Raw genomic sequence first — 11,334 nt, forward strand, 5'->3', positions numbered from 1 at the left:
CCATTCACTAACTTAATAATTGTTGTTACTAGGGAAGAGGGTGAAATGAGAATTATCCTCACCTGTAAAAAAGAATATTTTTCATATTTCTTTTTACTTGTTGATAATTAACGCATTATTTTTATCAGTAAAAACGACATTAACCGGCAATATAAGTGGAATTGCGGTAATAAAGTCTTTGGCATCATTTATGTTAGCTATTCCCGAGACTTTCATGTTGGCAATTTCGGGTGAGGAAATTTGAATATTGATATCAAGATAAGGTTTGAGTTTAGCTATCACTTCATTTAATGGACGCTCAAAGAAATGCAGTTGGCCAAAACGCCAACTTCCCACGGAATCAATGTTGACCGAAGAGATAACAAAATTGTCATTTGCTAATGTGCTGGTGGCTTGAGAGCCTGCATATAAATAGGCTGGGGACGATTTTGGTGTTGCTTTTACTTCAACAATCCCTTCATGGACAGCAACGTTAATTTGGTGGTTATCATAGCGACTAACTTCAAATTCAGTGCCGACAACTTTAATTAATCGAGTATCCGCATGAACATAAAAGGGGCGATAAGGATTTGATTTGACCTTGAAATAGGCTTGTCCTTTATCTAACCATAGCTGTCTTTCTGCTTGCACATAAGCCACTCTTACCTGTGTGTTTCTGTCTAAATAGACTTTAGAGCCATCAGCTAAGGTCATTTCTTTCGGTAAGTCGCTGGTTGCAAGCGTCATATTATCCATCAATAATGCAGGTAAATGACTATAAGGAAGATACAAAACAGTAAGTAAACAAAGAGTAGCAGTGGTGTGGATCATTGGACGCCAAGGAGAGCGTTTTTTCTTTTCAACTGTGGCTATTGTTGGTCGTGGTAATGCATCGCATTGACGCCAGATCCCCGCAATATCTTGATACGCTTGCCGGTTTACATCATTTTCTATCCATATTTTAAATGCTTGGCGTTGTTTGGGAGTCATCCTTTGGCTGTGTTGTCGGGTGAACCAAAGGGCTGCTTGCTCATCAGTCGATTCATTGAGTAATTCATCATTAGTCTCCAAAAAAAAGGAGTCTAGATCCTCATCTGTGTGAGGTTTCGTTTCCGGTATGTTTTTCTCCGGCTTACTCATCATTCGTGCACTTCTCCTGTCCTGCATCGACATATCTTTTGCAATGTAATAGGGCAGCAGCAATATGTTTTTCCACCATGCTGATTGAGATTTCCATTTGCTCTGCAATTTCGCTTTGTGATAGTCCATCAAAACGATAAAGAACAAATGCTTCTCGACGGCGTGGAGGTAATGTTTCAATTGCTTCGCTAAGTAGATCTAAACGCTGTTGATGCTCAAGGACATATCCCGGATCAAGCTCCGTGGTATAGCTTTGAGCGGCGTCATCTAGTTCATAATCATCCTGATAGATATCTTTTTGCTTTTGATTTTTTCTCCAATGGTCAATCAAAACGTGGTTCGCTATTTTAAACAGAAAAGCACGCTGTTCTTGTACAGGTGTTTGTTCTTTTCTGTTTAGCCATAGTGTAAACACATCTTGAGACAAATCATCTGCATCATGGTAATTACCCGTACGTTTGTGGAAAAAACGCACAAGTTGTCCATAGGTTGATTGATAGGCACAACTAATTTTTTGTGCCAATGATTTATCGCTAGCCATAATCTCTGGTGTCTAAAAAAGAGTGAAATAATAAGCTCTTACTGCTTCTCATGCGAACAAGTTATGATAATTATCAAGCTAATTTTTTATTGTATTATTAATAATAAGCAATATCATTTGTGTTTATATTATGCCTATAATTCACAAGAAAGAAAATCTGAGGCAAGAATTATGAGTAGTATGTCGGCGACTTTTTCGCGCCGTGGTTCATTTTCTATTGGTGGATTAACCGCCAGTATTTTATTTCATGCAACGTTAGTTGTTGTCGCTATTGGCTGGATAACATCTAAAGATGAACGCCATGGCGTTTTACCACCCGCGATGACAATGGATCTTGGTATCTATCAACTAGCACAGGCAGAAACAAAAGAAGTTCCTGTTGGGCCTGAGAAAGTGATGTCTGTTCCTGAGCCAGCAGAAACAGAACCAGAGCCTGTGAAAGAAGTATTGGATTTGCCTAAAATGCCAGTAGTGGCACAGGGTACTTATGAGCGCATTCCAGAAAAACCGAAAGTAAAGCCAGTGGTTAAACCAAAGCCGGTTGCAGTAAAAGTCCCTGATGATCTTCCTGTCTCAGAAGCGCCATCGGATGTAACAAGCGCGCCTGTTTCAGGCTCTAATACAAGCAGTAGTGCTCAGTTTAATAGTTTATCTTCCTCTTCTGTGAGTGGACAGATAGGATGGGAAAGCTTGGTTCATAGCCATATTAATGCCTATAAACGTTATCCTCGAACAGCATTGCGCTTTAAAGCAACGGGCGTGACACAAGTTTCTATTGTGTTAAATGCCAAAGGTGAATTATTAGATGTAAAAGTAGAAACATCATCAGGTAATCGCCTTCTTGATAAAGAGGCTTTAAATACAATTAAACGCGCTTCGCCATTTCCAGTACCAGAAAGTTATCGTTTAGAAAATGGGAGTATTTCGTTTACGGCACCTTTAAGTTTTGATTATAAACAGAACAGTTAACCAAAACGTTATGTGCTAGATCTTAAAATATAAAAAAGCAGAGAATAATCTCTGCTTTTTTATTATCGAATACCGTAAATAAATTCGATTATTTACTCATACGTTTGTACTTCATGCGACGAGGCTGAATAGCATCGTTACCTAATGTACGTTTTTTGTATTCTTCATATTCAGTAAAGTTACCTTCAAAGAATTCCACTTTACCTTCATCTTGGTAATCGATGATATGTGTGGCAATACGGTCAAGGAACCAACGGTCATGGGAAATAACCATCGCACAACCTGGGAATTCTAACAGGGCATTTTCTAATGCACGTAAAGTTTCAACGTCGAGGTCGTTGGTTGGTTCATCGAGCAGTAACATATTACCGCCAACTTGCAGCAGTTTAGCAAGGTGTAAACGACCACGCTCACCACCAGACAGTTCGCCAACACGTTTACCTTGATCAACGCCTTTAAAGTTAAAGCGACCAACATAAGCACGGCTTGGAATTTCAAAATTACCAATACGCATAATGTCTTGGCCACCTGAAACTTCTTCCCAAACCGTTTTACTGTCATCCATACTATCGCGGAACTGATCAACCGATGCCAACTTAACAGTATCACCAAGTGTTAAGGTGCCTGAATCAGGTTGCTCTTGACCAGAGATCATTCGAAATAGTGTTGATTTACCCGCACCGTTAGGGCCGATAATACCGACAATCGCCCCTTTAGGAATAGAGAAGCTTAAATCATCGATCAGAACGCGATCACCATAAGATTTTGTTAGATTATTAATTTCTAACACTTTATCCCCTAAACGTGGTCCAGGTGGAATAAAGAGTTCACTGGTTTCATTACGTTTTTGATAATCAACGTTGTTAAGTTCTTCAAAGCGAGCAAGACGAGCCTTACCTTTTGCTTGACGACCTTTAGGATTTTGGCGGATCCACTCAAGTTCTTTCTGAATAGATTTATGGCGAGCCGCTTCGGTTGCCGCTTCTTGCTCAAGACGTGCATCTTTTTGCTCTAACCATGAAGAGTAGTTACCTTCCCATGGAATACCTTCACCACGGTCAAGTTCTAAGATCCAACCTGCTACGTTATCAAGGAAGTAACGGTCGTGCGTGATCGCCACAACGGTACCTTCATAATCGTGTAAGAAGCGTTCTAACCAAGCTACAGATTCTGCGTCTAAGTGATTAGTTGGTTCATCTAATAACAGCATATCTGGTTTTTCTAAAAGAAGACGACAGATAGCAACACGACGGCGCTCACCCCCTGAAAGTTTCTCAATTTTCGCGTCCCATTCAGGTAAACGCAGCGCTTCTGCTGCACGCTCTAATTGGTTTTCAAGGTTATGCCCATCATGAGATTGAATAATCGCTTCTAGCTGACCTTGTTCTTTTGCTAATTTATCGAAATCAGCATCAGGATCGGCATAAGCCGCATAAACTTCATCAAGGCGGTTTAATGCGTTTTTCAGTTCGCTGACGGCTTCTTCAACGGCTTCACGTACGGTATGTTCAGGATTTAATTTTGGTTCTTGTGGTAAGTAACCAATTTTAATACCTGGTTGTGGACGTGCTTCACCTTCGATATCAGTATCAATACCTGCCATGATGCGTAGTAATGTTGATTTACCGGCACCATTAAGACCAAGCACACCAATTTTCGCGCCCGGGAAGAAGCTGAGTGAAATGTTTTTAAGGATATGTCGCTTAGGCGGGACTATTTTCCCGACACGCAACATACTATAAACGTATTGAGCCACTATAATTACCCTTTGATTATAAAAGAGATTTTATCTGAGGAGCCACTTTTCGCGCTAAAAACAAATTTTTTGTAATTAAGCCGCGTGTTTATGGCACCAAAATGAACAATAGCAAAGTCAATGTCAGTATTTGCCAAAGACCCGAAAATGATGAAAGTCGCCAGTATACCCGATTTATAAAAGAAAACCTTAGTCAAAAGAGAGGTTTTTATCTACCTTTCGTACTTCCTCTGAAAGTAATGAATATTTATCTTAAAGAGGGGAACTTACATTGTTAATGATTATCATATTAGCTAATGTATTCAGTCTTTGGTGGTTCTATTTGAAGTGGGAGAAATTACGTGGTAAAGCAAACATGGTCATTAGCAGTAGCAATAGGTGCATTGTGTTTTTCTACATGGGCACAAGCTGATTCATTAAGTGAACAACGTGTTCGTTATCAAGAAATTAAAGCTGCATGGGATCTTAAAAAAATAGATGAAGTAGAAAAATTACTTCCAACATTGCAAAGTTACCCACTTTATCCCTATTTGGAATACCGTCAAATTACGGACAATCTTGATGTGATTGCACCAGCTGTAGTCACTGAATTTGTAGCCAAATATCCTACATTGCCACCAGCAAAAGCACTTCCTTCTCTATTTGTAAATGAATTGGCAAAACGCCAAGAGTGGCAAAATTTACTGACTTTTAGCCCAAATCCACCCAACCCTAAAGCTGCAAGATGTAATTATTATTATGCAAAATGGGCAACAGGCGATATTCAAACCGCGTGGGTAGGTGCTAAAGAAGCATGGCTAAATGGCACCTCAATGCCATCAAGTTGCGATGCTCTTTTTGATGAATGGCAAAAGGCGAATCAATTAACTCCAGAATTAGTGTTAGAGCGCATTAACTTAGCGATTAAAAATGGTAATACGGGACTTGCTGCTTACTTGGCACGGCGCCTTCCTCAGAATTATCAAACTATTAGCGATGCCTTGGTTGAATTACAAGACTATCCAAACTTAGTGGGGCGATATGCAACCGCTCTTTCACCGACGGATTTTTCTCGCTCAATCATACAATCTGCATTTTCTCGTTGGGCAAGAAAAGATGCAGATGCAGCTAGAGCACAAATTGATAATATCGCACATGCCCAAAAAATGACGGCGAGTGAACGTCAGTTAATGCGTGATACGGTGGCGTGGCAATATATGCCTTATGCGACACCAGAGCAGGTAAAATGGCGTGATAGCGTTATTCAAGACACTGCATCTGATACATTGCGTGAGCGTCGAGTACGACTAGCATTAAGCCAAAACCAACCAGCTGAATTGGCATTATGGCTAGAAAGACTCTCACCTGAAAGTAAAAATAAGGAAGAGTGGCGTTATTGGCGTGCAATGGTGTTGCAATCACAAGGTAAAAACAGTGAAGCACAAGCTATTTTAGAAGCGCTGACACAAAATCGTGGTTTTTACCCTATGGTTGCAGCGACCAAATTAGGTAAGCCTTATGTGATGGTAATAGATAAGGCACCCAGTGTTTCACCAAGTATCCCTAATCAGCCAGAAATACAGCGTGTTCGTGAGTTAATGTATTGGCAAATGGACAACTTAGCGCGATCAGAGTGGGCAAACTATATTGCTTCACAGCCAGCGCAAATACAGTCTGAATTAGCGCGTTATGCGTATGAGCAAAAATGGGCTGATTTAGCAGTACAGGCCACGATCACAGGTAAAATGTGGGATCATCTAGAAGAACGTTTCCCTCTTGCTTGGAAAAATGAGTTTGAGCAATACACGAAAGATAAATCAATAGATCGCAATTATGCGATGGCAATTGCTCGTCAAGAAAGTGCGTGGAACCCACAAGCACGCTCTTCAGCGGGGGCAACAGGTTTAATGCAGGTAATGCCAAAAACAGCCGAATTTACGGTAAAACAGGCGGGTATTACGGGTTATGTCAGTAGTGCGCAGTTAACAAATCCTGTGAAGAATATTGAGATTGGTACGGCATATCTTGATTCTGTCTATCAACGTTTTAACCAAAACCGTATTTTAGCAAGTGCTGCGTATAATGCGGGGCCTGCGCGCGTTGATCGTTGGTTATCTGATGCAAATGGTCAATTAGATGCAATAGCGTTTGTTGAAAGTATCCCTTTTGCTGAAACGCGAGGTTATGTCAAAAATGTACTCTCTTTTGCAGTTTTCTATAGCTACTTTGCGGGTGAACAGCAGCCTGTACTGACTCAAAATGAGTGGAATAGTCGTTATTAAGAGATAATAGCGCGGATTTATCGTCGGGGCCTCTTTGTACATTAGCAAAGTATGTTATATTGTGTACTAGTTAATGAGTGTGGCAAAAAGAGGTTCCCACAATGCAAGATCCTGCATTATCACCTGAAGAGAATGAGCACTGGCTAAGATTTGTTGCGTTATTACAACATGCTTTTGAGCAAGATGTGCAATTTCCTATTTTACAACTTTTAATGACACCCGATGAACGTAGTGCTTTGGCAACGCGAGTCCGCATTGTGCAAGAGCTAATGCGAGGCGATTTAAGTCAGCGTGAGTTAAAAGAAGAGTTAGGCGTTGGTATTGCCACCATCACTAGAGGCTCTAATAGTTTAAAAACAGCGCCACATGACGTGAAATTATGGCTTGAAAAAGAGCTAATGACAAAGAAATAGTTGCGTTGTTATGATATAAACTAGAGTAATAAAAAAGCCATTTAATCATTTGATTAAATGGCTTTTTTGTTTCTTATTTATCTAAAGCTGATATATCTAAAAAACGTATCAGATTAATTATTAATCTTCTTTTTGATTGAGTTCTTTATAGATATCATGAGTGACGGGCACTAATGCCAGCACTAATGCTTGTTGATACACAGAAGTACGACTAAGTAGGCCATCAGTAAAATAACCAATCGCACCACCGCGCTGTTTAATATTATCAATCTTTGTTAAGAAAGCCATTTCATCGCCAAGCTCGCGACCTTCACGGATCCCTTTTAAGATCTGTTCTGGTAGCATAAGGCTTGCAGAGCGTGATTCTCCACGAATTTGCCCATGTTCGACAACAATCCAAGCAAAAGTCATATCATCTTCAATACCGGCTTCGACGCCAACCCAAAAATCAGCTTCAGGGCGAACTTGACGAGCCGCCATCACACGTTGACGTGCGCCAGTTCTCGTTTCTGTATTTCCGATAGGTTGCTGTGGAACACGGCTATCGACATTAATATCTTCAATATCAAAGGTATCTTTACCGAATACTTGCTCAAAGGCGAGTTTTATCGCGTTGATTTTTGCTGGATTCGTAGTGGCTGCAATGACATGATACATAATGAATTAATCATCCTTTGAAAAATTAGAGCAGTATAACGGAAAAAATGTATGTTACAGGTCTATCTTGTTCGCCACGGTGAAACTGAATGGAACGTGGCGAGACGTATTCAAGGGCAATCTGATAGCCCACTAACAGCAAATGGTGTGCGTCAAGCACAGCAAGTTGCTGAAAAAGTAAAATCAGCAGGCATTACCCACATTATCTCAAGCGATCTTGGCCGCACTCGTCAAACGGCAGAAATCATTGCACAAGCTTGTGGCTGTGAAGTGATAACTGACCCACGTTTACGTGAACTCAATATGGGCGTTCTTGAACAGCGAGAGATCGCAACATTAAAGACACAAGAAGAGGCTTGGCGCAAGAGTTTGATTGATGGTACACCTGATGGGCGAATTCCCCAAGGAGAATCAATGGCAGAATTAGCAAGTCGTATGCAGGCTGCGCTAAATCAATGTCTTGAGTTACCCGAAAATAGCCGTCCTCTCTTAGTCAGTCATGGTATTGCTTTAGGGTGCTTACTGAGCACAGTATTGGGATTACCTGCATATGCAGAACGCCGTTTAAGATTGCGTAATTGCTCGATTTCACGCGTTGACTATCAAAATAGCCCTTGGCTTGCCAATGGTTGGGTGATTGAAACGGCAGGTGATGTAAGTCATCTTACTGATACTGCATTAGATGAAGTTCAGCGCTAAAAAATAAAAGCTCTCTTTTTCATATCATAAAGAGAGCTTTTTATTATGCGGTTACATCTTCACGTTTAATGGGAATGTAATATTCAAAACGTTCGATATGATCTTGTGGCTCTGTCACCATCTCATTGCTGTAACGCACATTTTTAAGATAGTATTTTTCAACATCATAGCCTTTACGGCGTGTTAATCCCATATTGGGTAAACAGACACCATAAATTAGGAATAAAAACTCCTGCATTGCGCCTCGTTTTGCCTCACCTTCAAAATCAAAGCGAATATAATCACCGCCAGCGAGAGAGACTTCATTTGCTGCATCATCATCAATAAACGTTGCATAATCTGGCTCAACGGCAGTTGTATAAAGTACGCGCTGTTCGTCTTCATGCTCATCGCTATGTTGAGTGTGATGAAGCCCATACACTTGATGAGGAACGGCACTTATCTTACTCATATAGTAGTGCCAGAAGGTTTGACGCATGTTAGAGCAGGCCTCAGCCCATTGCTCAAGGGTATGGCTGCAAGTTTGCTCAATACCAATTAATTTCTTCTCAGATAACGTTACAAATTCCCATTTAGGTAAATTTTGAGGATCTAAGGTAATTGGTGGACAAATTCCTACCGCACACCATTCATCAGAACGGCGATAAAGAGCGGGTGTTCTATCAAATTGCTTTTTAAAAGCGCGGGTAAAAGTCTGTTGAGAATCAAAACGATATTGCAAAGCAATGTCTAAAATAGGGCGGCTCGTTAAACGTAATGCAACGGCTGCACGGGATAGGCGCCTTGAACGAATATAAGAACCAATCGCTTGTCCTGTAACTTCTTTAAACATGCGTTGTAGATGCCACTTGGAGTAACCCGCTTTAGTTGCGACATTATCGAGGGATAATGGCTTATCTAGGTTACTATCAAGCCAAGCGAGCAAATCACGTATGATGTTGGTTTGATCCATACATCTCCCTTAGTCATATTCGTTTATTTATTGCTGTAGATGGTAAATAGCCTGAACATCTATAACAAGTTATATTGTTAGACAATCGTAAAATATAGTCTTTTTCATCGACTAATGTACACAAATTCTTCTATCAGTTAGTAATGGATTGTTTTATTCTAGATGGAATTATTTTCTCATCTTTTCAATGGAACAAGGTAAATATGTTAAATTTCAAAAAGATGTTAGCTGTATCTATCTTACTCCCTTTTTCTTTGATGGCAAAAGCAGAAGAAATTGGCTACGTGGATACGGTATTTAAATTTTTTGGCGCTAACCATAAAATTGTGATTGAAGCATTTGATGATCCTGAAGTTAAAAATGTCACATGTTATTTAAGTCGAGCAAAAACTGGGGGCATTTCAGGAAGTTTAGGTCTTGCTGAAGATACTGCTGATGCGGCAATCTCTTGCCAGCAAGTAGGGCCTATTGAACTAAGTGAAAAGGTTATTAAAGGAAAAAATAATGGTGATGTTGTTTTCCAGAAAAGAACATCACTTGTATTTAAAAAGCTTCAAGTTGTGCGTTTTTACGATAAACAGCGTCATGCTCTGATTTATCTGACTTACTCAGATAAAGTCATTGATGGTTCGCCAAAAAATGCGATTAGTGCAGTACCTATTATGCCGTGGAAAGAGTGATTTTTATTTGCTAAAGAAATTAATGGTTAATAAAATTAATACGAATAAGGTTTAAAATTTTTTTTAAAAATAAGTTATATTTTTTTTCAAAACAGTTGCTGAGATCAATTTTCACCTTTTGTGATTTTACTAACTCTTCTTTAGATGAAAGAAAACCCCCGAATATTATTCAGGGGTTTTCTATTAGTTAAGTGCTTGATGTTGGATCAAATCACTCGTCTAAATCACCACAGAAGCGATAACCTTCACCATGAATTGTTGCAATGATTTCTGGTGTATCTGGTGTTGATTCAAAATGCTTACGAATACGACGGATGGTTACGTCAACAGTACGATCATGAGGTTTCAGTTCACGGCCTGTCATTTTCTTCAGTAATTCTGCACGAGTTTGGATTTTTCCAGGATTCTCGCAGAAATGTAGCATCGCACGAAATTCACTGCGTGGTAATTTATATTGTTCACCAGCAGGGCTGATTAGTGAGCGACTGTTAATATCAAGCTCCCAACCATTGAATTTATAGCTTTCAACTAAACGACGTTCTTCCGTGCCATTAACTAAATTCATGGTACGTGACAGTAAGTTACGTGCACGAATCGTTAATTCACGAGGGTTAAATGGTTTAGTAATGTAATCATCGGCACCAATTTCTAGGCCTAAGATTTTATCTACTTCATTATCACGACCCGTTAGGAACATTAATGCAACACTTGCCTGTTCACGTAATTCACGAGCAAGTAATAGCCCATTTTTACCAGGAAGATTAATGTCCATAATGACCAGATTAATATCATGATCAGATAGAACATTGTGCATTTCGTTGCCATCAGTGGCTTCATGTACGATATACCCTTCAGCTTCGAATATGCTTTTCAGGGTATTACGAGTAACAACTTCGTCTTCAACAATCAGAATGTGCGGGGTTTGCATATTTGCTACCTAAAATTACCAAAAATAGAAAAAGGAAATCTGTGTTTAACTTCTGTGTGCATTTGTGTGGTTATTCATTTTTGTTATTAGCACGTAAAAACTAGACCCAGATTGAAATTCGATAAATAACCATCACGTTATTACAAAGCTTGCAATTTTAATCGACAATGAACGCTAAAATCAGAATGCAAAACGCCCATAGTCTATTAACAGCAATATAACACCAGTTGTATTAAATACCATCTAAAAAGCTAACTTTTGTTGACACATATCAAAATCAAGATAACAGCTTAACCTTGATTTCAATAGTTAACTATATAATTTGATTTATGTAATGTAAAAGAAAAATATATGTTAAA

General features: G+C 39.5%; 11 protein-coding genes. 5 read left to right on the top strand and 6 right to left on the bottom strand.

All coding sequences use genetic code 11. The features are described 5' to 3' along the window. Positions 1-93 precede the first annotated feature (93 nt). A complete protein-coding gene (locus GWJ01_RS12995) occupies positions 94-1,122 on the bottom strand; it encodes a FecR family protein (protein WP_227003100.1) in 1,029 nt (342 codons plus the stop codon). Continuing rightward, a complete protein-coding gene (locus GWJ01_RS13000; RefSeq protein ID WP_109401347.1) occupies positions 1,112-1,660 on the bottom strand; it encodes an RNA polymerase sigma factor in 549 nt (182 codons plus the stop codon). Before GWJ01_RS13000 ends, GWJ01_RS12995 begins: the two co-directional genes overlap by 11 nt. Before the next feature lie 171 nt (positions 1,661-1,831). On the opposite strand from GWJ01_RS13000, the gene GWJ01_RS13005 reads away from it, so the two are divergent. Continuing rightward, a complete protein-coding gene (locus GWJ01_RS13005; RefSeq protein WP_161711177.1) occupies positions 1,832-2,629 on the top strand; it encodes an energy transducer TonB in 798 nt (265 codons plus the stop codon). 88 nt (positions 2,630-2,717) lie between these two features. On the opposite strand, the gene ettA is transcribed toward GWJ01_RS13005, so the two are convergent. Further along, positions 2,718-4,385, bottom strand: a complete 1,668-nt coding sequence (gene ettA, locus GWJ01_RS13010; RefSeq protein WP_036911774.1) for an energy-dependent translational throttle protein EttA — start codon at positions 4,383-4,385, stop codon at positions 2,718-2,720. A gap of 341 nt (positions 4,386-4,726) precedes the next feature. On the opposite strand from ettA, the gene sltY reads away from it, so the two are divergent. After that, positions 4,727-6,646, top strand: coding sequence for a murein transglycosylase (gene sltY / locus GWJ01_RS13015; protein WP_109393177.1), 1,920 nt, complete (start codon positions 4,727-4,729; stop codon positions 6,644-6,646). Between the two features lie 101 nt (positions 6,647-6,747). Further along, positions 6,748-7,059: a trp operon repressor gene (gene trpR / locus GWJ01_RS13020; protein ID WP_075671359.1), complete on the top strand. Its 312-nt coding sequence runs from the start codon at positions 6,748-6,750 to the stop codon at positions 7,057-7,059. A gap of 120 nt (positions 7,060-7,179) precedes the next feature. Here trpR and yjjX read toward each other — a convergent pair whose 3' ends face one another. Continuing rightward, positions 7,180-7,716: an inosine/xanthosine triphosphatase gene (gene yjjX / locus GWJ01_RS13025; protein WP_023580954.1), complete on the bottom strand. Its 537-nt coding sequence runs from the start codon at positions 7,714-7,716 to the stop codon at positions 7,180-7,182. A gap of 51 nt (positions 7,717-7,767) precedes the next feature. Here yjjX and gpmB point away from each other — a divergent pair, with 51 nt between their 5' ends. After that, complete coding sequence (gene gpmB, locus GWJ01_RS13030) at positions 7,768-8,415, top strand: 2,3-diphosphoglycerate-dependent phosphoglycerate mutase GpmB (protein WP_109393178.1); 648 nt, start codon at positions 7,768-7,770, stop codon at positions 8,413-8,415. Positions 8,416-8,458: 43 nt separating this feature from the next. Here the strand turns inward: gpmB and robA are convergent, their stop codons facing one another. After that, positions 8,459-9,367: an MDR efflux pump AcrAB transcriptional activator RobA gene (robA, locus tag GWJ01_RS13035; RefSeq protein ID WP_109393179.1), complete on the bottom strand. Its 909-nt coding sequence runs from the start codon at positions 9,365-9,367 to the stop codon at positions 8,459-8,461. 221 nt (positions 9,368-9,588) lie between these two features. Here robA and creA point away from each other — a divergent pair, with 221 nt between their 5' ends. Further along, a complete protein-coding gene (gene creA / locus GWJ01_RS13040; RefSeq protein ID WP_193528581.1) occupies positions 9,589-10,047 on the top strand; it encodes a protein CreA in 459 nt (152 codons plus the stop codon). A 211-nt stretch (positions 10,048-10,258) separates the two neighbouring features. Here creA and arcA read toward each other — a convergent pair whose 3' ends face one another. Next, entirely contained in the window at positions 10,259-10,975 is a 717-nt protein-coding gene (arcA, locus tag GWJ01_RS13045; protein WP_006535263.1) for a two-component system response regulator ArcA, read from the bottom strand. Positions 10,976-11,334: the final 359 nt, after the last annotated feature.

Origin of the sequence: Proteus sp. G2618, assembly GCF_009915995.1 — a bacterium.
GTDB lineage: Bacteria > Pseudomonadota > Gammaproteobacteria > Enterobacterales > Enterobacteriaceae > Proteus > Proteus terrae.